The 26,646-nt window shown below is 60.4% G+C and carries 26 protein-coding genes; 14 read left to right on the top strand and 12 right to left on the bottom strand.

Features of this window, described 5'->3' with window-relative positions; genetic code table 11:
* Positions 1 to 78: 78 nt before the first annotated feature.
* The 3 genes from IG168_RS15710 to IG168_RS15720 all read right to left on the bottom strand — a co-directional run bounded on the left by IG168_RS15710 (position 79) and on the right by IG168_RS15720 (position 4,212).
* Positions 79 to 1,860 carry a M28 family metallopeptidase gene (locus IG168_RS15710; protein WP_193165360.1) on the bottom strand — a complete coding sequence of 594 codons (1,782 nt, stop codon included), beginning with the start codon at positions 1,858 to 1,860 and terminating at the stop codon, positions 79 to 81.
* A gap of 196 nt (positions 1,861 to 2,056) precedes the next feature.
* Positions 2,057 to 3,178: a M14 family metallopeptidase gene (locus tag IG168_RS15715; RefSeq protein ID WP_193165361.1), complete on the bottom strand. Its 1,122-nt coding sequence runs from the start codon at positions 3,176 to 3,178 to the stop codon at positions 2,057 to 2,059.
* A gap of 452 nt (positions 3,179 to 3,630) precedes the next feature.
* On the bottom strand, positions 3,631 to 4,212 hold the full coding sequence (locus IG168_RS15720) for a lipid-binding SYLF domain-containing protein (RefSeq protein ID WP_193165362.1): 582 nt from the start codon (positions 4,210 to 4,212) through the stop codon (positions 3,631 to 3,633).
* A gap of 207 nt (positions 4,213 to 4,419) precedes the next feature.
* On the opposite strand from IG168_RS15720, the gene IG168_RS15725 reads away from it, so the two are divergent.
* Entirely contained in the window at positions 4,420 to 4,899 is a 480-nt protein-coding gene (locus IG168_RS15725) for a hypothetical protein (RefSeq protein ID WP_193165363.1), read from the top strand.
* 75 nt (positions 4,900 to 4,974) lie between these two features.
* On the opposite strand, the gene IG168_RS15730 is transcribed toward IG168_RS15725, so the two are convergent.
* On the bottom strand, positions 4,975 to 6,393 hold the full coding sequence (locus IG168_RS15730; protein ID WP_193165364.1) for a helicase HerA-like domain-containing protein: 1,419 nt from the start codon (positions 6,391 to 6,393) through the stop codon (positions 4,975 to 4,977).
* Between the two features lie 259 nt (positions 6,394 to 6,652).
* The gene (locus IG168_RS15735) at positions 6,653 to 7,609 is read right to left on the bottom strand and encodes an AraC family transcriptional regulator (protein ID WP_226877033.1); all 957 of its coding nucleotides are present in this window, start codon (positions 7,607 to 7,609) and stop codon (positions 6,653 to 6,655) included.
* 187 nt (positions 7,610 to 7,796) lie between these two features.
* Between IG168_RS15735 and IG168_RS15740 the strand changes: the two genes are divergently transcribed.
* From IG168_RS15740 to IG168_RS15755, 4 genes are read left to right on the top strand one after another with little or no spacing between them, the layout of a single operon-like run.
* The gene (locus tag IG168_RS15740; RefSeq protein ID WP_193165365.1) at positions 7,797 to 9,155 is read left to right on the top strand and encodes a flavin-containing monooxygenase; all 1,359 of its coding nucleotides are present in this window, start codon (positions 7,797 to 7,799) and stop codon (positions 9,153 to 9,155) included.
* The gene (locus tag IG168_RS15745; RefSeq protein WP_319024735.1) at positions 9,155 to 10,099 is read left to right on the top strand and encodes a bile acid:sodium symporter family protein; all 945 of its coding nucleotides are present in this window, start codon (positions 9,155 to 9,157) and stop codon (positions 10,097 to 10,099) included. Before IG168_RS15740 ends, IG168_RS15745 begins: the two co-directional genes overlap by 1 nt.
* A gap of 15 nt (positions 10,100 to 10,114) precedes the next feature.
* A complete protein-coding gene (locus IG168_RS15750) occupies positions 10,115 to 11,083 on the top strand; it encodes an SDR family oxidoreductase (protein WP_193165366.1) in 969 nt (322 codons plus the stop codon).
* The gene (locus IG168_RS15755; RefSeq protein WP_193165367.1) at positions 11,080 to 11,901 is read left to right on the top strand and encodes an SDR family NAD(P)-dependent oxidoreductase; all 822 of its coding nucleotides are present in this window, start codon (positions 11,080 to 11,082) and stop codon (positions 11,899 to 11,901) included. Before IG168_RS15750 ends, IG168_RS15755 begins: the two co-directional genes overlap by 4 nt.
* Positions 11,902 to 12,038: 137 nt before the next feature.
* Here IG168_RS15755 and IG168_RS15760 read toward each other — a convergent pair whose 3' ends face one another.
* The gene (locus IG168_RS15760) at positions 12,039 to 12,632 is read right to left on the bottom strand and encodes a LysE family translocator (protein WP_319024736.1); all 594 of its coding nucleotides are present in this window, start codon (positions 12,630 to 12,632) and stop codon (positions 12,039 to 12,041) included.
* A 68-nt stretch (positions 12,633 to 12,700) separates the two neighbouring features.
* On the opposite strand from IG168_RS15760, the gene IG168_RS15765 reads away from it, so the two are divergent.
* Positions 12,701 to 13,471 carry a TatD family hydrolase gene (locus IG168_RS15765; protein ID WP_193165368.1) on the top strand — a complete coding sequence of 257 codons (771 nt, stop codon included), beginning with the start codon at positions 12,701 to 12,703 and terminating at the stop codon, positions 13,469 to 13,471.
* A complete protein-coding gene (locus IG168_RS15770) occupies positions 13,468 to 15,141 on the top strand; it encodes an aminotransferase class V-fold PLP-dependent enzyme (protein WP_193165369.1) in 1,674 nt (557 codons plus the stop codon). The genes IG168_RS15765 and IG168_RS15770 overlap by 4 nt, the downstream gene beginning before the upstream one ends.
* A 6-nt stretch (positions 15,142 to 15,147) precedes the next feature.
* On the opposite strand, the gene tcdA is transcribed toward IG168_RS15770, so the two are convergent.
* From tcdA to IG168_RS15790, 4 genes are all read right to left on the bottom strand, one after another.
* Entirely contained in the window at positions 15,148 to 15,948 is an 801-nt protein-coding gene (gene tcdA / locus IG168_RS15775) for a tRNA cyclic N6-threonylcarbamoyladenosine(37) synthase TcdA (RefSeq protein WP_193165370.1), read from the bottom strand.
* On the bottom strand, positions 15,945 to 16,379 hold the full coding sequence (locus IG168_RS15780) for a thiol-disulfide oxidoreductase DCC family protein (RefSeq protein WP_193165371.1): 435 nt from the start codon (positions 16,377 to 16,379) through the stop codon (positions 15,945 to 15,947). The genes tcdA and IG168_RS15780 overlap by 4 nt, the downstream gene beginning before the upstream one ends.
* Positions 16,380 to 16,493: 114 nt before the next feature.
* On the bottom strand, positions 16,494 to 16,958 hold the full coding sequence (locus IG168_RS15785; protein WP_193165372.1) for an FKBP-type peptidyl-prolyl cis-trans isomerase: 465 nt from the start codon (positions 16,956 to 16,958) through the stop codon (positions 16,494 to 16,496).
* A gap of 133 nt (positions 16,959 to 17,091) precedes the next feature.
* Positions 17,092 to 17,451, bottom strand: a complete 360-nt coding sequence (locus IG168_RS15790; protein WP_193165373.1) for a globin family protein — start codon at positions 17,449 to 17,451, stop codon at positions 17,092 to 17,094.
* Between the two features lie 471 nt (positions 17,452 to 17,922).
* Here IG168_RS15790 and IG168_RS15795 point away from each other — a divergent pair, with 471 nt between their 5' ends.
* From IG168_RS15795 to IG168_RS15815, 5 genes are all read left to right on the top strand, one after another.
* Entirely contained in the window at positions 17,923 to 18,345 is a 423-nt protein-coding gene (locus IG168_RS15795; protein WP_193165374.1) for an HIT family protein, read from the top strand.
* A 103-nt stretch (positions 18,346 to 18,448) separates the two neighbouring features.
* On the top strand, positions 18,449 to 19,246 hold the full coding sequence (locus tag IG168_RS15800; protein ID WP_193165375.1) for a GIN domain-containing protein: 798 nt from the start codon (positions 18,449 to 18,451) through the stop codon (positions 19,244 to 19,246).
* 175 nt (positions 19,247 to 19,421) lie between these two features.
* The gene (locus IG168_RS15805; protein WP_193165376.1) at positions 19,422 to 20,879 is read left to right on the top strand and encodes a YcjX family protein; all 1,458 of its coding nucleotides are present in this window, start codon (positions 19,422 to 19,424) and stop codon (positions 20,877 to 20,879) included.
* Entirely contained in the window at positions 20,879 to 22,024 is a 1,146-nt protein-coding gene (locus IG168_RS15810) for a TIGR01620 family protein (protein WP_193165377.1), read from the top strand. The genes IG168_RS15805 and IG168_RS15810 overlap by 1 nt, the downstream gene beginning before the upstream one ends.
* A gap of 23 nt (positions 22,025 to 22,047) precedes the next feature.
* Positions 22,048 to 22,608 carry an ATPase gene (locus IG168_RS15815; protein ID WP_193165378.1) on the top strand — a complete coding sequence of 187 codons (561 nt, stop codon included), beginning with the start codon at positions 22,048 to 22,050 and terminating at the stop codon, positions 22,606 to 22,608.
* 28 nt (positions 22,609 to 22,636) lie between these two features.
* On the opposite strand, the gene IG168_RS15820 is transcribed toward IG168_RS15815, so the two are convergent.
* A complete protein-coding gene (locus IG168_RS15820; RefSeq protein WP_193165379.1) occupies positions 22,637 to 23,137 on the bottom strand; it encodes a hypothetical protein in 501 nt (166 codons plus the stop codon).
* 243 nt (positions 23,138 to 23,380) lie between these two features.
* Here IG168_RS15820 and gorA point away from each other — a divergent pair, with 243 nt between their 5' ends.
* Positions 23,381 to 24,736: a glutathione-disulfide reductase gene (gene gorA / locus IG168_RS15825; protein ID WP_193165380.1), complete on the top strand. Its 1,356-nt coding sequence runs from the start codon at positions 23,381 to 23,383 to the stop codon at positions 24,734 to 24,736.
* Positions 24,737 to 24,805: 69 nt separating this feature from the next.
* Here gorA and hpf read toward each other — a convergent pair whose 3' ends face one another.
* Positions 24,806 to 25,156: a ribosome hibernation-promoting factor, HPF/YfiA family gene (hpf, locus tag IG168_RS15830; RefSeq protein WP_193165381.1), complete on the bottom strand. Its 351-nt coding sequence runs from the start codon at positions 25,154 to 25,156 to the stop codon at positions 24,806 to 24,808.
* A 590-nt stretch (positions 25,157 to 25,746) separates the two neighbouring features.
* On the opposite strand from hpf, the gene IG168_RS15835 reads away from it, so the two are divergent.
* The gene (locus IG168_RS15835; RefSeq protein WP_193165382.1) at positions 25,747 to 26,622 is read left to right on the top strand and encodes a hypothetical protein; all 876 of its coding nucleotides are present in this window, start codon (positions 25,747 to 25,749) and stop codon (positions 26,620 to 26,622) included.
* The last annotated feature ends 24 nt before the right edge of the window (positions 26,623 to 26,646 follow it).

Genomic DNA, 26,646 nt, shown 5'->3' on the forward strand with positions numbered 1-26,646 from the left:
AAGTTATTCTGGATTGGAAGAGGGACAATGCGCGCAAAAAAAAGCCCGGAAATTCCGGGCTTTTGGGTGGCAGACTAATTATTGCCTGCTGCCGGCGCTCGCATCGCGAATCGCGCGGAACTCATTGCCTTGGTACCAGTTTGGCCAGTCGCGGCTGTTGGCCAGTTGCAGTCCCAGTTCCAGGCCCAGTTGCAGGTCCATGGCCGCCCCTTTCAGATTCCAGTTGGGATCGTACTCGTCCGCGGGCTTGTGATAGGCATTGGCCGTGTAATCTTCACTCTGCTGCTGACCCCACTCCTGGCCGTGTTCATAGCTGTCAGAACCGGATTCGAAATAGAGCATGGGTACGCCTTTCTTCGCCAGGCTGAAGTGATCTGAGCGGTAGAAGTAGCCGCGTTCCGGGTGCTCTTCCGGCGCCAGGTACTGGCCGCGACGGGTGGCCGCTTTATCCAGCATCTTTTCCAGTTCGCTGTTGCCGTAACCGACCACGATGACGTCGCGCATCGGGCCGTAGACACCGAGGGCGTCGAAGTTGATACCGGCAACAGTCTTGTCCAGCGGAATCGCCGGGTCTTCTGCATAGTATTTGGAGCCAAGCAGGCCGGATTCCTCGGCGGTGACGGCGACAAACAGCATGCTGCGGTCCGGGTGCTCCGGCAATTCGGTAACCTGGCGCGCCATGGCCAGCAGACCGGCGGTACCGGTGGCATTGTCGACGGCACCATTGAAGATGTGATCTTCGCCTTTGGCATTGTCGTTGACGCCCAGGTGATCCCAGTGCGCGGTGTAGATCACCGCTTCATCCGGATATTTCTTGCCTTCGATCTTCGCGACCACGTTGCGTGAATTGGAGGTGCGCACGGTGTTGTCCAGCTTGACGCTGGCGGTCAGGCCCATGGGTTTCGCTTTAAATCCACGGGCTTTCGCTGCGTCCATTTCTTTCTGCAGATCCAGGCCGGCCGCTGTAAAGATTTCCTTGGCGGCGTCGTTGGTTACCCAGCCTTCCACAGCGACGCGGTCGGCATTCTTGTCCTTGTCCGCAAGGCTGATCTGCGCGCCGGACCAGCTGCCGCTGACCACTTCCCATGGGTAGCCGGCGGCACCGGTCTCATGAATGATGATGGCGCCGTCGGCACCCTGGCGTGCGGCTTCTTCGTACTTGTAGGTCCAGCGGCCGTAGTAAGTCATGGCGTTGCCGTTGAACAGGGACTTGTCCTTGGTAGCGTAGCCGGGATCGTTGACCAGAATGACCGCGGTCTTGCCTTTCATATCGAGACCGGCGTAGTCGTTCCAGTTGTTTTCCGGAGCGACAATGCCGTAACCGACGAAGACCAGCTCACTGTCTTTCAGTGCGGAAGAGTCGGTCTGGCGCTGAGTGAAGGTGACCATGTCGGTCAGGGGTTGCAGCTTCTTGTCAAAATCCTTGCCCTTGATTTCCAGCGGGGTGGATTTGATCTGCATTTCTACCACCGGCACCTGCTGAAACCAGGTGGGATTGCCGTCGGCGTCTTTCGCGCCCGGTTGCAGGCCCAGGGCCTTGAACTGGTCGGCGAGATAATTGACGGTCAGCTCCTCGCCCTTGGTGGCGGGGGCGCGACCCTCGAATTTGTCGGAGGCGAGCACCTTGATGTACTTGTGCAGGTCAGCGGCCATTTCATCGACCTGGGTCTGCTCCGCTTCGGTGAGCTGGAGTTTGCTCGCCTTGGCGGTGTCTTCCGCCTGCATCTGCTGTTCGGCCGCCGCCGCGCTTTCGGCGGTGGATTCCTTCGCAGGTTCCGTTGATTCTTTGCCGCAGGCGGTCAGAGCGCCGCTGATCGCGACCACCAGGCCGAGACGGCGCCAGAGGGTAGGTATGTGCATGGTTATTCCCTGTGAGTCTTATTTTGAACGGTTTAAGGTAGCAAAATGCGCGCCGGGCGCCGAGGCATTCTGTGCTGAATAAAGTGGATTGCGCAGTAAATTTATTTAGGTGTGCGGGGCGGGAGCGAGCACCGGCCGCAAGCGCCGGTTTTTCAACCAGTGGCGATTGCGGCCGGTCATGCAGTCGTCGAGGGGATCAGAGAACTTTCAGGGTCTCGCGGATCGGCAGGAATATATCCCGTGCCAGCTGGCGGCAGCGTGCCGGGGACCAGCCCTCGATCGGGTCGGGCAGAATGTCATTATCCTTGAACGGCATTTCCAGGGTCAGCGCCAGGGTGCGGAACTGGTGGCCACACCAATTGGTGCCCACGGTCATGTTGGCTTCGCCCGGCTTGTCCAGGTCGTAACCGCGCTCGGTCTGGAAATCGGGGCTGGCGGTGACAAATGCGCGCTTGAATGTTTCCTCGAGCTCGGCGTGACGCTTGTCGTAACCGGGAATCCCTTCGCAGGCGGCGACGAAATTGAACGGCAGTGCTTCATCGCCGTGAATGTCCAGGAAGATGTCGCCACCGATTTCGAGCATTTTCTGGCGCACCAGAAAGACCTCGGGGCTGCGTTCCATGCTCGGATCCTGCCACTCGCGGTTGAGGTTGGCGCCGGCCGCATTGGTGCGCAGATGGCCGCGCACGCTGCCGTCGGGATTCATGTTTGGCACGACATAGAAAACGGTATCGGCGAGCAGGCTCTGTGCAGAGGGGTTGGCGTCGTCGAGCAGTGCCTCGAGAAAGCCCTCGACAAACCATTCGGCCATGGTTTCGCCCGGGTGCTGGCGCGCAATCATCCAGACTTTGTGTTTGGCCGCGGCGGCATCGCCGACGGTCAGCAGTGTCATGTCGCGGCCGTCCAGCGTCTGGCCGAGGGTTTCCAGCTGTACCAGGTCGTGTCCCTGGGCCCAGGCCAGCAGATCCAGGTGCCGTTCCCAGGGGAAGGGCGCGAAGTAAGCGAGGTAAATGCTCGGCTGGTCGAGATCCACGGTGAAGTCCAGCGTGTTGCCGTCGTACTCGGCTTCAATGCGGAACCAGTTCTGGCGATCGTAGGAGGCGCAGACGCGGTAGTTTTCCCAGCCCGCCGGATAGGCGGCCTTGCCGGCATTGATGATACGCAGCGGGTAGCTGTCGCCGGTCTTGCCTTCCAGGCGGAAGTGGAACCACTGATAAAAATCGGAATTGTTGTCCTGGCGGATGGACAGTTCGATCGGGCGGGCGTCGGCGTTGATGACTTCGATATTGCCGCTGTCAAAGGCGCTCGTGATATGCATGGATTGGCTCCAGTCAGATTAACGCGGGCAGCATACAGGGATGGAAAAGATTTTTCAGTCTGGCATGACTTCCTTGGGAATTTGGTGCGCCACGATCGTTGTGCTGGTGTTTGGCGTCGCCTGGAACGCCGGGGATGTTTCCGTTCGCCAAAATTAAAAAGGCACGGTACCGCGAACGATACCGTGCCTTTGCCATTCCCTGGCGGCACCTGCTGCGACTACTGCTCCATGAAATTTCCGGTGATTGACCCCTGGCGACTGCTCACTGCCCGGCCCGTTCACAAGTGTGCGAACCCGCACTGTCAGAAATCGTGTACTACTCCCTTACGATTCGCAGCTGGTGCTGGTTAAAGTTTAGCCATTCGACCTGCAAATATGTGTCGCCCATCAGAGTTTGGCGTAGTTTTGGTCAACTCTATACGCGGCGCTAAGTCCGGTCGGCAGTGCACGGATCAGTCGTAATTCAGGTCCGGATCCTTCCAGAATTTGGTGCCCTTCAGGGTCGCCTGAAGCGCGATACCGCTCTCGGTCAGCTGGTATACCCGCATGCCCTCGACAACCACTTCCTTGCTGTAAGCCGCGCCCTTGTCCTGGGCCTTGGCCGCGGCATCCGCGTGACCGCCGAAAGACCAGCCCTGGTCGATAAAGCGCTGCATGACCTCGGGGGAGTCGAACAGGAACAGTGCGCGGAAATCCTTGACGCCGAGACCCAGGCCAACGCCCAGTTCTCCCATCTTCATGTAGGTCCGCGCGTGATTCCGGTTGTTTACCGCCGCGCCGTATCCGGTGGAGGCGCTGGCGAACAGCAGGTTCACGTTGACATTGCTGAACACGGCGTAACCGGGCGCTCTGGCCACGTCACGGCGCAGATCTGGCTTCAGCGCGTAGAGCTCGTTCAGCACCTGCCGTTCGGTGCGGTCGATGTACTGGCGCTGGTCATCCCGGGTCTTGCCCGGTGCGGCGCAGGCCCCCAGCCACAGGGTGGACAGGCAGAGGCAGGCAATGGTTAGGAGGCGTGTGGGCGTGTACGACATGGTGGTCTCCCTTATGTTTTTAATGGCGCCAGCCCCGGATTAAAGCAGAGTGGCGCCGGGGGCTCGACCGGCAGGTTGCGGCTTTGCGACCTGCGACACAATCATATTGCCTGGCGCCACTTCCTGCGGCGGCACGCATTCGGTAAGCTTACGCCCCTGATTTTTGGGGGCCAGCCCCGCACAAATACGATTGAGAAGAGAGTCACCATGAACAAGACCGTCAAGCGCGGCATCGCCGCCAGCTGCCTGCTCGTACTGCTGATGAACCTGACCGCTTGCGGTTACTTCCTGTATCCGGAGCGCAAGGGCCAGACTGGCGGGCGCGTGGATCCGACTGTAGTTATCCTGGATGGTGCGGCACTGCTGTTTGGTATCCTGCCGGGCGTGGTCGCCTTCGCCGTGGATTTCACCAGTGGCAGCATCTACCTCCCGGCCGGTGGCCGCTCCGCCGTCGACCGTCACCTGTCAGCCATTGACACCAAAGATGCTCAAAAAGTGATCGATGAGCAGGGCCAGGTGTGGCTGAAGATGCCGCTGGACAAGATTTCCACCGACGGCAACCTGCAGCAGCTGACTGCCACCCTGTCCCACGCGACCGGTAGCCAGGTTGCTGCGCAGGACATCGTCTGGCTGCAAGATATGGCCGCACTGCGGGCCGCGACGGTACAAAGCACCGCTTCCCTCTGATTGGCTGATTGTGGCGCGGCGGATCTGCCGCCGTGCCGCCGTCGCAGGCACTCCCAAAGGCCGGGCAGCCGGTTCCTACCGCCGCCCGGTGAGCGCGCCGAGTAAGCCCCGCACCAGTTCCCTGCCTATCTGGCGGCCGAAGCTGTCGGCCATCTTGCCCAGAGCGCGGTCCAGCTCGGAAGGCTTTTCCTTTCCTTTCCTGTGTATTTCTTTCCGCTCGGGTGCCTCCGCAGCGGTGTCCTTGCGCCTTTTCTGCAGCTGTTCATAGGCAGATTCCCGATCCAGTGACTGCCCGTATCTCGCAGCCAGTGGGCTCTCCCGGAGCAGTTGCTGGGCTTCTCCCACCGTCAGCGGTGCCAAACGGCTTGCCGGGGGCTGGATCAATACTCGTTCGACCGGCTGCGGCACCCCGTTTTCATCGAGGCAGGACACCAGCGCCTCGCCGACAGCCAGTTGGCCGATGACCTCGGCGGTATCGAAGCCCGGATTGGCGCGGAAACTGCGCGCGGCCGCCCGGACTGCGCGTTGTTCGGTCGGGGTATAGGCGCGCAGGGTGTGCTGTATGCGATTGCCCAGCTGCGCGAGGATTTCCTCGGGAATATCCAGCGGGTTCTGGGTGATGAAGAATATACCGACGCCGCGGGAGCGAATCAGTTTGACGATCTGCGCCACTTGCTGGCGCTGGTCTTTCGGCAGTCCGTCAAACAGCAGGTGTGCTTCGTCGAAGCACAGTGCGATCCTGATCGCGCCGCCGCCGGATTCCGGCAGATTTTCGTAGAGCTCTGCCAGCAGCCACAGCAGCAGCGTGCCGTATACACGGGGATTCAGCTTGCTCGCGTCAAACAGGTGAATGCGGGCGCCGTTGAGCAGGTCTTCGATCTGCAGTGCCGGCTCGCCGAATAGCGCGGCGGCGCCGGTGCGCTCGATGGCGAGAAACTTGCGCTTGATGGCGCCGAGGCTGGCGGGGGAGATGGTGCCGTAGGCCTGTGCGAGCGCCTGGCGTTGGTCGGCGACAAAGTCGATCAGTGCCTGCAGGTCCTTCCAGTCCAGCAATAGCAACCCCTGCTCGTCAGCCATCTTGAACAGTAGTTGCAGAAGTCCGCTCTGGTTGTCGTTCAGTCCGAGCATCTGTGCGAGGATTTCCGGTCCCAGCTCGGAGACAGTTGTGCGCAGGGGCAGGGCGGTCGGCCCCCAGAGTTCCAGCGGATTGGCGCGAAAGTAGCTGTCGTCCAGGCCGAATTTCGGCAGCCGCTCGCGCACCTTGGCGCTGTCGCCGCCGGGTGCCGCCAGGCCGCTCAAATCCCCTTTGAAATCGGTGACGAAGACCGGCAGGCCGCGCTGGCACAGCTGCTCGGCGAGCAGGCGCAGGGTGACTGTTTTGCCGGTACCGGTGGCGCCGCAGATAATGCCGTGACGGTTGACCATGTCCGGCATCAGCTGGCAAGGGGTGGAGCGGTCGCCGTCGGCAGGGATTCCCAGGGTGATGGCAGGCATGCCGCAGTTCCAGGTGTTCGGGGTGACCCACTAACTTTAGTCTTAGGGCCTGCTCACACTAAATTAGATAGCTGCGTTGCCGTCATTACAGGCCGTCCCAAAGCAGGTCAGGCAAGGCGCGAGGAGAGTGATTTAGCGAGCTAAATGAGCGACGAGCAACGCCGTATGGCCCGTTTGGGGGCGCAACCTGAAGGGATGGGGCCACCGAATTTAGTGTGAGCAGGCCCTGGCAGGCTTCTCCCGTGCGCGGCCGGGCGGATCAGGCTTCGAGCGCTTCCGGGATGGCCTGCGGCTGCTTGCGGAATGCCTTGGGTGATAGGCCGGTCCAGCGGCGGAAGGCCTTGCCGAAGGCGCTCTCATCGCAGTAGCCGAGGGCGGCGGCGATCTCGGCGTTGTTCTGGTCGCCCTGGCGCAACCACTGGCACGCGTAGTGACTGCGCACCTGATCCTGAATCGTGCGGAAGCTGGCCTGCTCCTCGAGCAGTTTGCGCCCCAGGTGGCGGGGGCTGATACACAGTCGGCTGGCCACCTGTTCCCGGGAGAGCTGCGGTTCCTGCTGCAATAGATGGGAAACCTGCAACTGCAGGCTCTTGTTGGTCAGTGCCCGCAACAGGGCGTCGGCCTCCGGCTTCAGGCGCGCCATGACCTGCTGGTCCGCGGCAACCAGGGGGATATCCAGGTCCTGGGAGCGCAGGCGGATTGCCGACACTGGGGCGTTGAACTGCACCGGTGTCTGCAGCAGCTGCTGGTACTGCTGCTGGATCGCCAGCGATGGTGCCGGGTAGGCCAGCTGTACACTCTGGGCGCGAAACGGGTGCCCGGTCATGCTGCGGGTCTGGGTCAGGCAGGCGGACAGGACAGTTTCCACGCGCAGTCGCGCGCAGCGCAGGTAGTTGGGCTGGTAGCAGAGATCTGCATGGTGGGCGCCGCGGCGCAGTTCGAACTGGCCGCCCTCGCCGACGAGCGGGTGGTAGATCAGCAGTTGCTCTATGGCGGCGCCGAGTGTCCTCTGGGTCATCAGCAGGTAGCCCACCAGTCCCATCTGGCTGCTGTGCATGGCCTGTCCCAGCCTGACGCCCAGTAATGGATCCGGATAGGCGGCTTCCAGCTCCAGCCACAGCTGCTCCTGGACACCCATGGGGACTCGCTGGTTTTCGTCGATACCGGACAAAATCGTTTGCGCCGCTGGCGGCATCGGCAGGTTGAGGCTGCTCAATGCCGCGGTAACTGCGCGAGTGTAGTTTAAGGTAACGCTTCTACAGTCCGCCGGTTTCACTTTGTCTGTCCGAAATTAACCACTGATTGCCCGATTATGACAATCTGGTCCCGCCTTGTCACGGTATATTGCCCTCGACACAATATTGATCTTTATCGCGCGATAGCGAGTGGGAGAATAATCGACAATGAAACCCTACGCGGTCATCGGTGCCGGCCCCATGGGCCTGTGCACAGTGCGCAATCTGCACAAACACGGCATTCCCTGTGTCGGCTTTGAAATTCACAGCGATGTGGGCGGCCTGTGGGACATCGACAGTCCTACCAGCACCATGTACGAATCGGCGCACCTGATCTCATCGAAGAAGATGACCGAGTTCGCCGAGTTTCCGATGCCTGAAAAGGTCGCGCATTTTCCCCACCACAGCGAGCTGCGCGACTACTTCCGCAATTACGCGCGGGAATTCGGACTCCACGACCTGTACGAATTCAATACCGAAGTGGTGCATTGCGAGCGCGTCGGTGACGAGTGGCAGATTGTCACCCGCATTGTTGCCGGCGAGAGAAAGGGCGAGGAGCAGACGCGCCTGTTCGGCGGGCTGCTGATTGCCAACGGCACGCTGCATCACCCGAATCTGCCGAAATTGCCGGGCGAGTTTGCCGGTGAACTGCTGCACTCCAGCGAGTACCGCGATCCGGCCATCTTCGACGGCAAACGGGTACTGCTGGTCGGCTGCGGCAATAGTGGGGCGGATATCGCCGTCGACGCGGCGCACCGGGCGAAGAGTGTGGATATCAGTCTCCGTCGCGGCTACTACTTCCTGCCTAAATTTATCGGCGGCAAGCCCACGGATGCGGTCGGTGGCAAGATCAAGCTGCCGAAGTTTGTCCAGCAGCGCATCAGTGCCGGGCTGAGCCGCCTTATGCTGGGGCGTCCCAGCCAGTACGGCTTGCCCGAGCCGGACTACAAGATGTTCGAGTCGCACCCGGTTATCAACTCCCTGATTCTGCACCATATCGGCCACGGTGATATCCAGCCGCAGGGGGACATCGCCGACATCGACGGCCACAAGGTGACCTTCAGGGATGGCCGCAGCGGCGAGTACGACATGATACTGCTGGCCACGGGGTACAAGCTGCACTATCCGTTCGTCGACAGTGCGCACCTGAACTGGCAGGGGTTTGCCCCGCGCTTTTACCTGAATGTTTTCCACCCGGAGTACGACAACCTGTTCCTGATGGGCATGGTCGAGGCCGCGGGCCTGGGATGGGAAGGACGCAACGAGCAGGCGGAGATGGTCGCGCTCTATATCCGCCAGCTGTCCTACGGCGCGGATTCCGCGCGGAAGCTGAAACAAACCAAGCGCGAGCGGGCGTCAGTGCGCGCTGACGGTGGGATGAAGTACCTGGAGCTGGAGCGCATGGCTTACTACGTGCACAAGGATACTTACCTTAAGGCACTGCGCAGTCACACCGCAGACTTGCAGCGGGATCTGCCCGCGCGGGATACTGGCGAATTAATCAACAGTACCGTGGGAGCAGCCTAGTGGACCACACCCTCGACGTGGCCAGTCAATTCCAGATGTCGCCGGTGGCGCTTCTGGTGTTGAATGCCGTGCTCGCCTTCATGATGTTCGGCGTGTCCCTGGGCCTGCGCCCGGCGGACTTCGTCGCCGTGATGCGGCGACCGCTGGCACCGGTGACCGGCCTGGTGGCCCAGTTCCTGCTGCTGCCAGCACTGACCTGCCTGGTGACTTCCTGGTTGAAGATAGAGCCGGGCCTGGCCCTGGGGATGATCCTGGTGGCCTGCTGTCCGGGCGGCACCTTTTCCAATGTGATGACCTGGATCGGCCGCGCCAATGTCGCGACGTCCGTGAGCATGACCGCGGTGTCCAGTCTCGCCGCTGTGGTCATGACCCCATTCAACTTTGCCCTCTACGGTCACCTGAACCCCTACACCCGCGAGATGCTGCAGACGATCGCGTTGCCGGTACAGAACATGGTGATGCTGGTAGTGCTGGTGCTGGCGGTACCCATGCTGCTGGGTATGCTGATCGGCGCGCGCTTCCCGCGTTTCGTGGAGCAGAGCGAGCGCTACTTCCGCAGCGGCTCGCTGCTGGTCTTCCTGCTGTTCGTGGTGATCTCGTTCAGCAAGCACTGGCAGACTGCGGTGCAGATTGCCGGCTCGGTTCTGTTGCTGGTGATTGCGCACAATGCGCTGGCCTTCCTGATCGGCAATGCCAGCGGGCGCCTGATGCGCCTGCCGCTGGCGGATCGGCGTGCGGTGACCATGGAAGTGGGTATCCAGAACTCTGGCCTCGCACTGGCCATCCTGTTCACCTTCTATCCCTCTGCCGGCGCCATGCTGGTGGTCGCCGGTTTCTGGGGTGTCTGGCACCTGGTGTCGGGGCTGGCGCTGGCGGGCTACTGGAATTTCAGCAATAAAAAGTGGGCGCGGGCACAGAACCTGCAAAGCGAACCGCAAACCTGATAATAAGAAGTCATTATGAGCGACAAGAAAGTATTGATTACCGGAGCTGCAGGCTATATCGGCCATCAGCTGGGCGAACTGCTTGCGCAGGAAATGCCGGTGGTGGGGGTGGATGTGCGTTCGCGCCCGGCGGCCTTCCCGATTTTCTCGATGGATATCTGTGACGAGGCGCTCGGTGAATTGCTGCGCGCCGAGGAAGTCACTCATGTCGTGCACCTGGCATCGGTCATGGCGGCGGGGCGCGATCGCGCCGCGGAATATCGCATCGATGTCGAGGGTACCGAAAATGTGCTCAAGGCCTGCCTCTATGCCGGCGTCAAGCATATAACCGTGACCAGCAGTGGGGCTGCCTACGGCTACCACGCCGATAACCCGAAGTGGCTCGAGGAGCACCACCGCCTGCGCGGCAACCCGGAGTTTGGCTATTCCGATCACAAGCGCCTGGTGGAGGAGATGCTGGCGGCCTACCGCAAACAGCACCCGCAGTTGCAGCAGCTGATTTTTCGCCCCTGTTCCGTCATCGGCGCCACCACCAACAACAAGATCGGCGAGCTGTTTTCCGGCAGCGCCATTCTCGATCCGGGTGGCCACAATTCGCCGTTCGTCTTTATCTGGGACCAGGATGTGATCCGCGCGATCCAGTTCGGTGTGCAGCGCAGTGCCGCCGGGATTTATAACCTCGCCGGCGACGGCGCGCTGACACCCGCAGAGATCGCCCAGTTGCTCGGCAAGCCGCTGCGCAAGCCGCCGGTATGGCTGGTGAAAACGCTGCTGGGGATCGGCTATTTCCTGCACCTGACCGACAAGCAACCGGGACAGGTGATGTTCCTGCAGTACCGCCCGGTATTGCTCAATCGCCGCCTGAAAGAAGAGCTGGGTTACATACCGCAAAAGACCTCCGCCGAAGCCTTTGCCTATTTTGCCCGCGAAGCGCTTGGTGCGGAGCTGGTACAGCCGGCAGAAATGGCCGGAGGTGCGGTGTGAGCGATGGGCGGAAAGTCTTCGTCGTAACCGGCGCTGCCGGTGGCCTGGGCTGGGCGACCGTCGAGGCCCTTGCGGCACGGCACCGGGCGCGGTTTGCGTTGGTGGATATGAATCGCGAGGCACTGGAAGCACGTGCGGCAGAATTGCAGGCGCGGGACATCCCTGCCGATATCTATGTGGCCGACCTGTCGAGCGAAGCGGCCACCGCAGAGCTGGTATCCGAACTGCGCGGCGCATACGAGCGAGTCGACCTGTTGATCAACAATGCCGGTATCACCCATCGCAGCCTGTCCACGCAGACCAGTAACGCGGTGATCCGCCGGGTTATGGCGGTGGACTACCATGCACCGGTGGAGCTGGCCCAGGGCCTGATGGCGGAGCTGCGCGCGGCGTCCGGCTGCGTGGTGAATATCAGTTCCATGGCCGGCTGGATGCCGGTGCTCGGACGCGCGGGATACTGCGCGGCCAAGAGTGCGCTGCACCAGTATTTTGAAACCTTCCGCGAGGAAGTGCGCGACGAGGGCGTACGGGTGCTGATGGTTTACCCCAGCTTTGTCGCCACCAATATCGACCGCAATGCACTGTCCGGTGATGGCGGCAGGGCCCAGCACAAGCAGAGCACTATCGGCCAGGTGCGCAGTGCAGAGTGGATGGCGGAACAGATTGTTGCTGCACTGCAGCAGGGGCGGGAACGGTTGTTTCCGCGCGACAAGACCCTGCTCGGGGCCTATCTGTACAAACTGGCACCGCGCCTGTTCCTGAAGCAGATGGTGAAGAACTTCCGCGTCGAGCTGGAAGTGGCCCGCGCCCAGGGCTGAATAGTCGGGCTGGCCACGGCGTCCCGGTGCGGGGCTTCGTTGTCAGCCGTATCCGCCCGCTCCGTATTCTTTCCGCACGCTCAAGGCGTGTGCCACTGCGTTACCGCCGACAGCACGACCCTCTCCAACCGTTCCACTCAGTCCATAATCATTGGCACAACGCTGGCCGCCAATAGCAGGCCCATGGCGATATTGAAGCGGCGCAGGTGTGCCGGGTTGTTCAGCACCTGCTTTAGCCCCACGCCAAACAGCATCCACACGATGATGCAGGGGCCGCCGATGGCGATAAAGGTCAACGCGATACGGGCCACATCGATCCACATTTCACTGCCGGTACTGGTGAATGCTGCCAGTGCGCCCACTGCCATAATCCACCCTTTCGGGTTGACCCACTGGAAAGCCACCGCCTGCAAAAATGTGAAGGGTTTGCTGCGGTCGGCGCTGCCGATTTCCCGCGTTCTGGCAATGGCCCAGGCGAGATACAGCAGATAGGCAATACCTACCCAGCGGATGATTTCGTGCAGTACCGGGAACTGCGAAAACAGCGCGCCGAGCCCGAGGCCGATGGCCACGATCATGGCTGGAAATCCCAGGCAGATACCGAGCAGGTGGGGCAGGGAGCGGTTGACACCGTAATTCAGGCCCGAGGACATTATCATCAGGTTGTTGGGACCGGGGGTGATGCTGGTGGAGAAAGTGAATAACACGATGGGGAGCAGGGTCTCTAACACTATGGCCTCGGCGTCGCTATCAAATCTGGGAGCCGTGCTAAGATGCGGCCATTTGTGGGGAAGTACAAGTGCAATTGATCGACAGTCACTGCCACTTTGACTTCGACGCCTTTGCGCCGGACCGCGACCTGGTGTGGCGACGGTGTAAAGAGGCGGGTGTGACTCAGCTGATCATCCCCGGGGTCAGCATTGAGCAGTGGCCCGACCTGGCGGCACTGGTGCAGCGCGAGTCTGCCTGGCACGCCGCCATCGGCGTGCACCCCTGGTGGGTGAGCCGGCTGGATGTCGCACCGGCGGAGCTGGAACAGACCATTTGTACTGAAGCCGCAGGTCGGCACTTTGTCGCGGTGGGTGAATGCGGGCTGGACGCCGCCACGGATGCGCCGATGGATCTGCAGCTCGCTGTTTTCCGTGCACAGGTGCTGGCCGCGTGCAGACTGAACCTGCCGCTTATCGTCCACGTCCACAAAGCGCACAATGAAACGCTGCGTCTGCTGAAGGAATTGCAGCCGCCGCGGGGCGGTGTGATTCACGCCTTCAGCGGTAGCGAGCAGATGGCTGGTGATTACTGGTCGCTGGGCTTCTATCTCGGTATCGGCGGCACCATCACCTACGAGCGCGCCGCAAAAACCCGCCGCGCCGTGGCGGCCGCGCCGCTGGAGTCGCTGTTGCTGGAATCGGACGCGCCGGATATGCCCCTTGCCGGCCGACAGGGCGAGCGCAACAGCCCCGCGTACATGCCGGAGGTCGCTGAGACACTGGCGCAATTGCGCGGTCAGTCCGTGGAGGAAATCGCCCGACAAACCCGCAAAAATACTCAACAACTTTTTGCGCTATGAGTTACGAAAAATTTTCCGTTGCCGATTTCAAACGCAAGTTCCCGCTGTTTTCCCAGCCGGAAAACCGCGAACTGATTTATCTGGATAACGCTGCCACCACACAGAAGCCGCAGTGTGTCATCGACGCCATCGTCGATTTTTACCAGCACAGTAATGCCAATACCCACAGATCCAGCCATCGCCTCGCCCGTCGCGCGACCGCCATGGTCGAGCGGGTGCGCGTGCAGGCTGCGGCATTTTTGCAGGCCGCCAGTCCGCGTGAAATCATTTTCTGCCGCGGGGCCACCGAGGCGCTGAACCTGCTGGCCAACAGTCTGTGCAGTGAACTGCAACCGGGCGACGAGATCGTGCTTTCCACTGCCGAGCACCACGCGAACCTGGTGCCCTGGCAGATGATGGCAAAAAAAAACCAGCTGACACTGCGCTACGTTCCGGATCTCGCCGGTGTGCCGGAATTCGACCGCCTGCACGAAGTACTGGGAGCGCGCACGAAAATCGTCTCGTTGACCGGTGGCTCCAATGCGTTGGGGCTGCGACCGGATTTCGCCGATATCGCGCGGCAGCTGCGCGAGGCGAGAGAGCGGTTCGGCGGTAATCCGCGCTGGATCGTCGATGCCGCACAACTGGCGGCGCACGAAGCTATCGATGTACAGCGACTCGGCTGCGACTTCCTGGTGTGCTCGGCGCACAAGTTTTACGGCCCCACTGGTATCGGGTTGTTGTATGGCCGGGAGTCCCTGCTGCTGGCCATGCCGCCGTGGCAGGGCGGTGGTGAAATGATTGCGGAGGTGGACCTGCATCAAAGTCGCTACGGGGATCTCCCGCACAAGTTTGAAGCGGGCACCTCGTCTCTTGCGTCCATTGCCGGTCTGGGCGCGACGCTGGAATTCCTCGCAGGCCAGGATCGTGTTGCCATGGCGGCGCACGAGCAGGTGCTATTGCAGAAACTCCACGAGGGTGTGGCGACGCTACCGCAAGTGCGCCTGCTGAGTCAGCCCCAGCACAACCTGGGGGTGCTCGCCTTCGCACCGGTTTCCGGCAGTGCGACGGATCTGATGCACTGGCTGGACGGGCGTGATATCGCCGTGCGCGTGGGCCATCACTGTGCACAGCCGCTGATTCGCGCCGCCGGCGAAAGCGCCACGGTGCGCGCTTCCATCGCAGCCTACAACACGATGGAAGACGTGGATCACTTTCTCGCGGCGCTGCGGGATTATCTGTCACTGTCCGAAGTGGAAGAGTCGCCGGCGGTGCAGGGTTTGCCGGACTGGCAGCCCGACGATCTATCCGCGCTGCAATTGGAACGACTGGCGGCCCAGCGCAACTGGCAAGACCGCTATCGCGAGCTGATGCGTTGGGGCAAGGCGATCACGGAAAAGCCGGCGATTCGATGCCCGGAGAATCTCGTACAGGGATGTGAATCCGCGGCCTGGCTGGTGCACCGCGAGGCCGGAGGAGTGCATTTCTTCGCGCTAGACAGTGACAGTCGCGTGGTCAGGGGGCTGGGCGCGTTGCTGTTGACGCAGATCGACGGTAAAACCGCCGGCGACATCCGCGCGGCGGATATCGAAGCCTTATTTACCGACCTGGGGCTTGCCCGGCATCTCAGTGAATCCCGCAGCAACGGTTTTTACGCATTGATGCGCGCAGCCGTCGAGACACTGCAGTGAGCGCAGTTATCGGCTTTTCTGCAGCAACCGCTCGATACCGCGCGCCGCGGCGGCGAAGCCAAAGCTGCCGGTGACCATGGTGGCGGCGCCGAAGCCACCGCTGCAATCCAGTTTGACGCCGTTCTGCATTGCACTTTTCTGCTGGCACACCTGACCGTCCGGCTGGGGGTAAACCATCGGCTCGGTGGAGTAGATGGCGTCGATACCGAACTGGCGTTTGCGGGATTTCTGGAAATTGTGAAAACGGTAGAGATGGCTGCGAACCTTGGCCAGCATCGGGTCGTGTTCCGTGCGCCCCAGATCCGCACAGCCGATCCGCGACGGATCGCGTTTGCCGCCGGCGGAGCCCACGGTAATCAGGCGCATCTTGCGCGCTTTGCAGTAGGCGATCAGCGCGGCCTTGACCCGCGCCGCGTCGATAGCATCGATAACGATATCGACGTCTTCCCGCTCCGGATCCAGCAGCTCTGCAAAATTGTCTGCAGCAATAAAATCTTCCACGACGCGCACCCGTATTTCCGGATTGATTTGCCGCAGGCGGTCTGCCATTACATCCACTTTCAGCTGGCCGATGGTGTCGGTCAGTGCGTGGCTCTGGCGGTTGCTGTTGGTAATACAGACATCGTCGAGATCAACCAGGGTGATATTACCAACTCCGGAGCGGGCCAGCGCTTCGGCAGTCCAGCTGCCCACACCGCCGATCCCGATCACGGTGAAACGGGCTCTGTGCAGGATCGGCAGGGCATCGTTGCCATACAGGCGGGCGATACCGCCAAAGCGTTGCAAATACTGTTCGGTCAGGCTCATCGGTTCAGTTCTTCCAGAAATCGGTGCCGCTCCGCGGCGTCCGGCAGTCGGCACTCGGATCGGCGGCCGAACAGGCGGTAGCGATTGCGGGCGACGCGGTCGTAAATCCAGTCGCGCAGCGAAAGCGGTATCGCGCGCAGCAACGCCAGGTGCCGCCACGGGCCGGGCAATTGCGCGGTGATACGCAGAGCCGCTTCACTTCTGTGAAATTGCCGGTAAGCGCCGTTGACGCGCTCTAGGTAGATCACGGTTTCGTAGGTGTCGAGCGGCAGGCCCAGCTCCTCGAGTAGCTGCTGGCCGGCCGGGGATTGTACACGGCAGAGCGTAAAGAGGCAGTTGCGATCATTCCTGAGTACGAAGCGGCTCCAGCCATTGCAGAGATTGCAGAGGCTGTCGAACAGGATGAGTCTGTCCGGCCTGGATGCGGGCATGGTGAATCCGGGGCTGCTTGCGCTGGAGAATGGTAGTCGGATCGGCGAGCGGAAAACAGGAGCTCGGTGGGGGGAGGCAATACGGCGACCGTGGCGGCCGCCGCACTCGGGAAATCAGTGCACGTGGCCGTGATCGATTTCCTCGGGAGTCGCTTCACGCACGGAAACCACTTCGATGTCGAAGTGCAATTCCACGCCGGCGAGCGGGTGGTTGCCGTTGATGGTCACGTTGTCGCCATCGATATCGATGATTTCCACCTCGATCGGCTGACCTTCAGTGCTTTGCGCGCGAAATGCCATGCCGACTTCCAGCTGGTCGACGCCGCCGAAGGCGCTGCGCGGCAGAGTCTGGATCAGTTCGGGATTCTGCGGGCCGTAGGCCTGTTCCGGCGGAATAACGGCGGTGAACTTGTCGCCGACGCCTTTCTCCAGCATTTCCTGCTCCAGACCGGGGATGATATTGCCCACACCCTGCAGGTACTTGAGGGGCTCGCCGCCGGCGGAGGAGTCGATGACCGTGCCCTCGGCATCTTTCAGGGTGTAGTGCATTTCCACTACGGAGTGGTTGGCAATCTTCATGAATAATCTCTAGGGGATGGATGAATGGAGTAGCGCTTACCGCATACGGTAGCTACGGGAAAGGCTGTGAGCGGCCATTGTATTGACAGGCCCGCCGTGCCGCAACCGGGGGGCCGGGAATGGTGCCGGGAGATCAGCAGGCGATGAAAAGGTCCTGTTCGCAGTTATCGTAGAGATCGCCGGCAGTTTCTACCAGGCAGCTGCTCAGCTGGATGGAAAACCCCAGCTCAATCAGGCGCGCCTCGACATATTCCAGCAGTGCTTCAAAAAGGGCTGGATTCAGGCCCCGCGCGAGAAAGCTGGCCCGGCTGCTGCGTACGGGTTCTGGTTGGGAGGAAAAGGCGTGGTTGAGGAATTGAGATTGTCGAATTTGCTGCTTGCGGTGATCGCAGGATTCAAACTGCGTGAGGTGGCGGCCGATGGCCTGGTAAAACTCGCTGACGGTGCGGTTGACGACGGAGGCCCCGCCGACCTGTTCCAACAGGCTGCTCATAATCGCTTCCCCCCAAGGAAGTTAACACTTTGCACTCTTTTGATTCCCGCAGAGCCGAAAAAGTTGCCGGCAGAGGTGCTGTTATATGCCGCGGTTCAATGCGGTGAATCTTTATGGAGGGGGAGCCTAAGGTATCCGACCGGGGCTGCCAACGGCCATTCGACAAATTGTCATCTCGTTCCTCGGGTTGTTTCCCGCCGAATTTTCTGTCTCTCCGGTCACCGGCGCGGTACCAATTGTAAAAGGTCGCCCCGGCTCGCAAATGCGTCAAATCGGGGCGAAAAATCGAGGAAATTTACGGTTTGTGCGGAAACAGTGCGCGGTTAATCTCTGGCCGGGAGAGGCGGTGTAATTCAGCTGGCCAAAGGGTGGTTTGCCATGGCGTGGCAATTAGCTGCGCTTTTGCCTCAAACTGTTAGACTCGCGGGTCTGGTCTGTAATTTCGATCCGAACTGCAAGGAAAGAGCGACAATGGCAAGTATTTTTACCCAGATTATCAATGGCGAGTTACCCGGGCATTTTATCTGGCGCGACGAGCGCGCTGTGGCGTTTATGACGATCGCTCCCATCAAGTCCGGTCACTGCCTGGTGGTTCCGGTCGAAGAGGTCGATCACTGGGATGATATGCCTGAGGAGTTGGCTGCACACTTGATGCTCGTCGCGCAAAAAGTCGCCAAGGGGCTCAAATCGGTTTATCAACCCAAGCGCGTTGGGGTCATGGTGGCGGGCCTGGAAGTGCCCCACACCCATCTGCACCTGCTGCCGATCGATGCGATTGGCGAGCTCGATTTCTCCCTGCAGCGCCCGGCAGAGGCCGATGAGCTGGCCGCCGAGGCACAGAAGATTCGCACTTCACTGCTCGACTTGGGGTTCAAGGAAGCCGACTGCGGTTGAACCTTTGCGAGCAGATACAGGTTTTTTTATTGAGAGTGCATCCAACTGCCGCCGTCGATCCGTCTATAGGGGCAGGAACGGTAATTGAATCGAGAGGAAACGCATGACCGCAAGACACTTATTGGCCGCACCAGGTGCGGTTCTTCTACTGGTGGCGCTGGCCTTCAGCACGGTGGTTCGGGCGGATGATACTGTCACCAGGCAGTTCGACGTATCCGGGTTTACCCGCATCGCGCTGCAGGGCAGTTCCGAGTTGACTGTCGTGCAGGGCGATCACTTTGCGGTGGAGGCAAGCGGCCCCCGCGAGGCGATGGAACTGGCCCGCGCGGAGGTAAAAGGCGATACGCTGAAACTGTCGGTGGAGTCCCGCCACAAATACTTTGGATTCGTCACCATCAGCGATGACCAGGCGGTCGAATACCGGGTGACCCTGCCCGTGGTTGAAGCCATTATCGTCACGGGCTCCGGGGAGGCACGCGCCGACACCCTGGAGAGTGAGAAACTGGAACTGGCGGTGACCGGATCCGGCGAGTTGCACGTCGACAAGGTGGGCGCTCAGTCGCTGACTGCCTCCATCACCGGCTCCGGCGACCTAATGCTTGGCACTGTACTGTCGGTGGAAGCCGAGGCATCCATCAAGGGCTCCGGCGATATGCGTGTTGACAGCCTGGCAGGGGAGCGCCTGGCAGCAGAAATCAAGGGTTCCGGCGATATGTCGATCGGTGGTCGGGTCGGCAATCTGGCGGTCAGCTTGATGGGATCCGGCGATTTTGTCGGCCGCAGCCTGCTGGCGGATAACGCCAGTGGTTCGATCATGGGTTCCGGTGACATCGTCATTCGCCGCCCCGGTAAGGACTCCTTTTCTGTGATGGGATCCGGGGACGTCGCCCTGGTAGACTAAACCTGTCCAGACTGGCTCCTCTAAAGCGCGCTCGCCGTAATGGCGGCGCGCTTTTTTGTGGCCGGAGCCCGGTTGGCGCGACTTCGCCCTGATGTCTCTCGGGCGGCCCCAGCTGGTATTCTTAACACCTAACGCGCCGGCAACGCCGGTTTTCGGGCGATACAGGGAGTAGGGAATGAGTGAAAGCGGACCCAGCGCCGCGACCGCCGCAGAGGAGGTTGCCGGGCGCAGCCGGCGGGTGAAGGACAAATTGCGCCAGTGGCGCCAGGAGGCCCGGGAGAAGTCGCACTGGGCCGCGGAGCGTTTGCTCGACAGACGTGTCTGTGTCGGTATCACCGGGCTCAGTGGCGCCGGCAAATCCACTCTGCTGACCAGCCTGATTTACCAGTTGAGCCACCCACACAAGGCGCAGTTGCCAGGCTTCGCCCCGGCGCTCAATGGCGATCTATTGGGGGCCGAGCTGAAACCGGCCCTGGACAGCGGCCTACCTGCTTTCGACTACGCACACTGCCTTGAAGCGCTTCTCGACCAGCCACCGCGCTGGCCGGAGAGTACCCGCGACGTCTCGGCAATGGAGTTGCATATCCATCTGCGCCGGCGGCGGCGGCTCGGAGGCGACGGGACGCGCACACTGGTGCTGGAATTGCGCGACTATCCCGGCGAGTGGCTGATGGACCTGCCCCTGCTGCAGATGGAATACCGGGACTGGTGCCGTCACCAGGCGCATATCATCGGCGCCGACGCCCGCGCGGGGCTCGCACCGCAGTTACTGGCCCAGCTGGCCGCGCTGGATCCCCGCGAACCTGCCGATGGCGCGCGTCTCGAACAACTCTGGCGGGACTACCGCCAGTTCCTGCTCGACTGTCGCAGCCAGCGCCGACTCAGTTATCTGCAGCCGGGCAGGGCGCTGCTCGACGAGCGGGACTATGGCGTGGTTCCGATGCTCGACCTGCGCGGCATGGCGCCGGAGCAACTGGATGCGCTGCCGGAGAATTCCAATTACCGGGTGCTTGCCGAGCGCTACCGCGAATACGTCGAAGAGCTGGTAACCCCGTTTGTGACGAGTCATTTCCGCCATCTGGACCGCCAGCTGGTGCTCGTGGATATGATCGGCACGCTGTATGCCGGCGAACAGGCCCTCGATGACATGCGCCTGGCCTTCACTCACATCGCCGATACCTTCCGCTATGGCAGCACCGGAATGTTGCGCAAGTTGTGGCGTCCGCGGATCGATCGGATGCTGTTTGCGGCCACCAAAGTGGACCAGGTTCTTGCGGCGGACCACGATGCGTTGCGCCAGCTACTCGGCCAGCAACTGCAACAGGCATTTTCCGGCGCGCGCCACCGCGGGTTGCCACTGTTCTGCGAGGCGATCGCGGCGGTGCGCTGTTCCAACGAGAGCCTGCGCGACGGCCGCCGCATGCTGGTGGGGCACGATATACAGGGGCGTTACCTCGGCTTTGAAAATGCCGAGATCTTTGATCATTTACCCCGGGAAGGTGAAGGCTGGCAGCATTACGCCGGGGCGGCGCCGCCGCAGCTGCGGCCACCGGCGGCCATGGGGGCCGGCCAGTGCATCCCCCATATCCGCGTGGATGCGCTGCTCAACCTGTTGCTTGGAGACAAAGTCTGATGAGTGTCGAAAGAGACAACAAGCGCCGGCAGACACGTATTGAGCCACTGGCTGAACCGGAAGCCGAAACGGTCCACCGCGATTCCACACGGGTCGAGACGCTCAGCGAGGAGCGGGAGGAACTGCCGCGCTCGATCACGACTGGTGAATCCCTGCCTGACCGGGTTTCCTTCAGCGAACTGCGCCTGCCGACGTTCCGACTGCGGTTGTGGAAGCCTGCCCTGCTGGCCGGGCTCGGGCTGGCGGGCGGTGCGGTCGCCTGGGAGCTGCGCCAGCTATACACCTGGGCGGCGGACAAACACTGGAGCCTGGGGGTGCTGGCGGGTGTGGTTATCGCCGCTTTCTGCGCCACCATCGCCAGCTCGATCTGGGAATATTTCCGTGCCGGTCGCCCGCTGCGCAAATTGCAGAAGACCCAGGAGCTGGCGCGGGAAATGCGCGATTGCCGCAGCTGCGAGCCGGTGGAACCTTTCCGGCGCCAGTTGCATGATCACTTCGCCGGAAAGCCCCAGGGCGTATTGTTGAGCCGCGTGCTGGAGGAGGCGCCGGATTACTACGATAGCAGCGAACTCTTGCAGCATGTGGAAGTCACCTTCCTCGACGCGCTGGACCAGGAGGCAATGCGGCGTATCGTGCGCCACGCAACCGGTGCCGGTGCGCTGGTGGGCCTCAGTCCCTTCGCGACGCTGGATGTTCTGGTGGCGCTACGCCAGTCCCTGCGCATGATCGACGATGTCGGCCAGATTTACGGCGTACGGCCCTCGGTGGTCGTGCGCTGGCGACTGTTTAAAAAAGTACTCGCGCTTATTGCCTACAGTGGCGCGAGTGAATATGCCATCAGTGAACTCTGGCCGGAATTGGTGGGTGACAGCATGTTGAGCACCGTATCCGCGCGGCTCGGACAGGGTATGGGCGCGAGTCTGTTCATGGCCCGCATCGGTCTTGCCACAATCCACAGTTGTCGCCCGGTCCCTTTTTCCGAAAAACAGCGCCCGCGCCTCGGCACGCTGACCAAGCGCATCGCCAGCAGTCTCAAAGAGCGGCTGCTGGGTGCCGGTGGATTCGCCTCGGGAGCTCAGGTAACTATGCCGGGTGAGCGTTCGCGGAGCGGCGTTGACGCCAGCGCGCGCCGGGACGGTAGCTAGACACTTCGGTGGAGCGAGCCATTATGAAAAGAGAATTAGTGATCGCGGCGATGTTGTCAGCGATATCCGTGCATGCCCCTGCTGACGTGGTCCAGCAGTCACCTACCGGGTTTACCGTACACATCGAGCAGACGCTGCCCTACAGCAATGAGCAGGTCTACGCGGGCCTGGGAGACCTGCCAGGGTGGTGGAGTTCCGCGCACAGTTTTTCGGGTTCCGCGGCGAATCTGTCGATTGATTTGCGCGCCGACGGTTGCTTCTGTGAAAGCTGGCAGGGCGGATCCGTGGAGCATCTGCGTGTGATCGCCGCATTGCCCGGCAGGGAGGTACGCTTGCGCGGAGGTCTTGGTCCCCTGCAGAAGATGCCGGTGGATGGGTTGATGCAGTGGCGGATTGTGCCGCAGGGAGAAAAGTCGGTTTTAACCTGGGAATACCGCGTCTGGGGTGGAGAGGCGAACCAGCTGCAGCGGATTGCGGCACCTGTCGACAGTGTACTGTCGGAGCAGTTTCTGTCGCTGACCCGGTATCTGCAGGCGGGAGCCGGGCGCAAAGAAAGCGCTGGCGAGATCGAGGGAGACTCCTGACGGGCTCGCGCCCGTCGGGAACACTGTTTTACTGGAACTGCTTCTTCATCAGCATGCGCGTGTGGTACTGATCCACGAGTTTGGCCAGGGTGTCATAGCGCTGTTTGATAAAGGGTGTCGGGTTGTTGTTGCCCGCGTCATCGGGATATTCGACGCCTTCGCGCACGTGCTGCAGTTCCCGTGACAGTTCGGTGATGGCAGAGAATATTTTTTTGGTCAGTTTGGGACTGTAGAAGATTCTGTCCTTAGACGTATCCGCCAGGTAGTCGTCACATTCACTGAGCCAATCGGAACGCTGATTGAGAAAATCAACGGTGTTGCGAATGCCGCCTTTGAATTCGGGATTGAAGTTTTCATTTACGTACTTGCCGAGACTGCGCATGCCGGAGTCTACGAACTGTTCGGCGACACTTTCACAGTATTTCGGCGAAAGGTACGATGGGTGCGTTTTCGCGGTGCTGGCGCCGCTGATCAACAGCAGGCAGACAAAGCACAACGCTCGCTGGTAGGGTCTGGTCAGGAATTCCATTTTGGTTGCCTATATTTGTTGTTGTCGCTAACAGGCTATTTTTTGTGATAAACATCACATGAATAACGAATGGTTAGGTCGATGTCAATACGATCTCCACGAAAATAGTCATTATTGTACCAATTGTCTTTTTTCAACGCGCGTTTCATTTCAAGTTGATTGAAACGTCGACAGTTTGCCGGTTTTTTTTACAGCTTTGCGCTGAAGAGCGCGGAGCGGTTTTGAGATAGCAGGAGTTTTATTTTGGCCGATTTTGACTTTGATCTATTTGTCATCGGAGCCGGTTCCGGGGGCGTACGTGCTGCCCGAATGGCCGCCGCCGGAGGTATGCGTGTAGCGGTCGCCGAAGATCGCTATATGGGCGGCACCTGCGTCAATGTGGGTTGTGTGCCGAAAAAACTGTTTGTTTATGCGAGCAGCTATAGAGAGGCGTTTGAAGATTCCGCGGCCTATGGCTGGCAGCGCGCCGAATCGGAATTCAACTGGGAGACGCTGCGTGAAAGCAATGCGAATGAAGTTGCGCGCTTGAACGGAATTTATCGAAACCTGCTGGCGAATTCCGGTGTCACCGTCATTGATGGTCGTGCGCGGATCGAGGATCCGCACCAGGTAGTGGTCGGTGAGCAGCACTATTCGGCCGAGCGCATTCTGGTGGCAACCGGCAGTTGGCCATTTGTGCCGGATATTCCCGGGCGTGAATACGCGCTTACGTCCAATGAAATATTTTCGATGGCGGATTTTCCCGAGCGCATCCTGGTGGTCGGCGGTGGTTACATTGCCGTGGAGTTTGCCGGAATTTTTGCCGGTCTGGGCGCAAAGACTGCGCTCTCATACCGCAAGGATCTTTTCTTGCGCGGGTTTGATCGCGATGTGCGTACCTTTGTTCGCGACGAATTGAGCAAAAAAGGCATAGAGCTACATTTCAATCACCGCGTGGAAGCAATCGAAAAGCAGGCCGATGGATCGCTGCTGGTGCGTCTGGATGATGGGGAAACCATGGCTGTAGACACCGTCCTCTATGCGACTGGTCGAGTGGCCAATACCGTCGGCCTGGGGCTGGAAAAGCTCGGCGTGGTCATGCACCGGGACGGTACCATCTCGGTTGATGATAATTTCCGTACCAACGTACATTCGATTTATGCTCTGGGCGATGTTACCGGGGAACCGCAACTGACCCCTGTGGCGCTGGCCGAAGCGATGGCGCTGGTGAAGCATTTCCAGACCGGCAAAGTGACGGAAATCGATTACAACAATATTCCAACGGCCGTGTTCTGCCAGCCCAATATCGGTACGGTGGGGCTCTCCGAGGAGGAGGCGCGAAACTCTGGTATGGCAGTGACAATCTACAAATCTGAATTTCGCCCCATGCGTCATACCGTCAGTGGTCGGGATGAACGCACCCTGATGAAACTGGTGGTGGATTCCAGTAATGACCGGGTTATCGGTGCGCACATGGTGGGGCCAGATGCCGGTGAGATTATTCAGGGGATTGCGGTGGCGATGAAGGCAGGCGCAACCAAGGCCATTTTCGACCAGACCATCGGTATTCACCCGACGGCGGCGGAGGAATTCGTCACCATGCGTACGCCGGCGACCTGATTTGATTGTTGGCATATAAAAAGGGCGGTGCTTGCGCATCGCCCTTTTTATTTATGGGTTCACCTCTGGTTACTCTTCCTCCGCGGTCTCCAGTGCCTGATGGCGCTTTGTCTTGCGGCGTTCGCTGCGCTCTTTCAGGCAGCGCTCTGCGGATTGGAACGCGCCGTTTACGGCACGGTGAATGGATTCACTCTCACTACTGATGGTCACGGGATTGCCACTGAGTGCGAGTTCGACCGAAGCCTTGAATTGCTTGCCTTTGGTTTTGTGCTGATGGGGGGCTTCGAGAACTACGCGACTTCGGATGATGTCGCCAGAATAACGTTCCAGTTTATGCAACTTCTTCGATACCGTATTGGCCAGGGCGGCAGATTTGTCGATATCGCGGAACACAATGTTATCGTCAGGCGCAGATTTCATGGGCAAATACCTCCGGTTAAAAGAAACCTTGCAGGCCGCAGTTTGCGGTTTGCTGAAAAGAAGGTAGGGCGCCCTTTGGGGAGAGGCCGAGGCAGGCAGTGGATCGGAGCACCTGGGTCGCAACTTGAATTTGCTGACTGAACAGCGCGAGGTGTTTTACGCCCGGGTCCGATATCCGCTGAGTCCAGCGATCTTTCTCCCTGTTACCCATAATGCTTGCGCTAGGAAAAAAATCAAGCGCTGTGAGCGCAAAAATGTCACAAAAAGTTTTTGCTGCTGCCACCGCTGTGAAACAGGGCACAGGGTCAACCTCGACCGTCCGCCGATGCGGAACGACCGCCCGACGTACGGTCATTGCCCGAGACCGCATGCCTGCGTAGAATTGCCCGCATAAGCACACGGATTTGTATGAAAAATGATCTTGGTGTGCTTTTTCTATCGATGTTGAAATACCGGGTAATAGGTTCTTTGTTATGGCGTTAATGCGGTACTGCTCGCTCTTGATGGCGAGTGTTGTAGTTTTTGGGGGAGCGGGAGCGGTCGCGCAAACGCAGGCGACCCTGTCGGCGGAGAAAAACCGGCTCGCACGAATGGAGCAGTCGCAAGAAAACCGCATGGTGGATGTCGAGGATATCGAGAACGAGCTGGTTTCCTATGACTACAAGCTGGGGCGTGCCAAAGACGCACTGACAAAGGCTCGCGACCACTACCAGCAGAGCCAGCGCGAGTACGAGCAGGCGAAGCGCGAGGATAAGCAGAACCACAATTCCGATTCCGAGCGTCAGTTGCGCAAGGCCAAGCATGCGTTCGAGATGGCCGAGCGCGGCGTGGACAGCCGCAAGCGGCGCATCGAGATCATCGAGTCCAGTCACAAGGATCTGAAGACTCAGTTGGACGAGGCCAAAAACGCGATTGCCCAGGGTGACATGCGCATTGCCGGGCAGAAGCGCAAGATCGAGCAAATGGTCAATTCGATGCTGGCCAAGGCTGATGCCGCCCAGCACCGCGCCGAGGCCAAAAAGGCCGCACCGGTGCAGAAACCGCAGATTCCCGCCCCCTCGGTTGCTGCTGTAAAAGCTGCTCCGAAAGCTGCACCGCAGGAAGCCAAGCCCGAGGTGCAACGCGAGATAGATCCGGATCTGCTTGATTATGTCAAACGCGAGCAGGCGCGACTGAAAAAGCTCCTGGCGGACGGCGATGAGGGTAAGCACACTTTCCGCAGCCTGGACCTGGATCCGCCGCGCGGTGACGAGATCCCGTTCGAATTCCTCGGTCACAACCAGTATCGCTTGGTTGCGCCGGTGGAGGCCGGACGTCAGATCTACAAGATCAATACCTGGAAGTTCCGTCGCACCATTCCTGCGGATGACGACGGTGTGCGCTATGTCTTCATTTTTGACGGGCGACGCCTGTCGCGCCCGCGCCTGATCATGTACCCGGAATACGTGCTATCCCGGCTCGACTGAAATCCTCCGGCCCGCCCAGAGCGG

It is taken from the genome of Microbulbifer hainanensis (assembly GCF_014904735.1).
Classification (GTDB): Bacteria; Pseudomonadota; Gammaproteobacteria; order Pseudomonadales; family Cellvibrionaceae; genus Microbulbifer; species Microbulbifer hainanensis.

Bases quoted from the DNA above. Each gene is read 5' to 3' on its own strand.
- IG168_RS15710 (WP_193165360.1), bottom strand. From the start codon at position 1,860: ATGCACATACCTACCCTCTGGCGCCGTCTCGGCCTGGTGGTCGCGATC.
- IG168_RS15715 (WP_193165361.1), bottom strand. From the start codon at position 3,178: ATGCATATCACGAGCGCCTTTGACAGCGGCAATATCGAAGTCATCAAC.
- IG168_RS15720 (WP_193165362.1), bottom strand. From the start codon at position 4,212: ATGTCGTACACGCCCACACGCCTCCTAACCATTGCCTGCCTCTGCCTG.
- IG168_RS15725 (WP_193165363.1), top strand. From the start codon at position 4,420: ATGAACAAGACCGTCAAGCGCGGCATCGCCGCCAGCTGCCTGCTCGTA.
- IG168_RS15730 (WP_193165364.1), bottom strand. From the start codon at position 6,393: ATGCCTGCCATCACCCTGGGAATCCCTGCCGACGGCGACCGCTCCACC.
- IG168_RS15740 (WP_193165365.1), top strand. From the start codon at position 7,797: ATGAAACCCTACGCGGTCATCGGTGCCGGCCCCATGGGCCTGTGCACA.
- IG168_RS15750 (WP_193165366.1), top strand. From the start codon at position 10,115: ATGAGCGACAAGAAAGTATTGATTACCGGAGCTGCAGGCTATATCGGC.
- IG168_RS15770 (WP_193165369.1), top strand. From the start codon at position 13,468: ATGAGTTACGAAAAATTTTCCGTTGCCGATTTCAAACGCAAGTTCCCG.
- tcdA (WP_193165370.1), bottom strand. From the start codon at position 15,948: ATGAGCCTGACCGAACAGTATTTGCAACGCTTTGGCGGTATCGCCCGC.
- IG168_RS15780 (WP_193165371.1), bottom strand. From the start codon at position 16,379: ATGCCCGCATCCAGGCCGGACAGACTCATCCTGTTCGACAGCCTCTGC.
- IG168_RS15785 (WP_193165372.1), bottom strand. From the start codon at position 16,958: ATGAAGATTGCCAACCACTCCGTAGTGGAAATGCACTACACCCTGAAA.
- IG168_RS15790 (WP_193165373.1), bottom strand. From the start codon at position 17,451: ATGAGCAGCCTGTTGGAACAGGTCGGCGGGGCCTCCGTCGTCAACCGC.
- IG168_RS15795 (WP_193165374.1), top strand. From the start codon at position 17,923: ATGGCAAGTATTTTTACCCAGATTATCAATGGCGAGTTACCCGGGCAT.
- IG168_RS15800 (WP_193165375.1), top strand. From the start codon at position 18,449: ATGACCGCAAGACACTTATTGGCCGCACCAGGTGCGGTTCTTCTACTG.
- IG168_RS15805 (WP_193165376.1), top strand. From the start codon at position 19,422: ATGAGTGAAAGCGGACCCAGCGCCGCGACCGCCGCAGAGGAGGTTGCC.
- IG168_RS15810 (WP_193165377.1), top strand. From the start codon at position 20,879: ATGAGTGTCGAAAGAGACAACAAGCGCCGGCAGACACGTATTGAGCCA.
- IG168_RS15815 (WP_193165378.1), top strand. From the start codon at position 22,048: ATGAAAAGAGAATTAGTGATCGCGGCGATGTTGTCAGCGATATCCGTG.
- IG168_RS15820 (WP_193165379.1), bottom strand. From the start codon at position 23,137: ATGGAATTCCTGACCAGACCCTACCAGCGAGCGTTGTGCTTTGTCTGC.
- hpf (WP_193165381.1), bottom strand. From the start codon at position 25,156: ATGAAATCTGCGCCTGACGATAACATTGTGTTCCGCGATATCGACAAA.
- IG168_RS15835 (WP_193165382.1), top strand. From the start codon at position 25,747: ATGGAGCAGTCGCAAGAAAACCGCATGGTGGATGTCGAGGATATCGAG.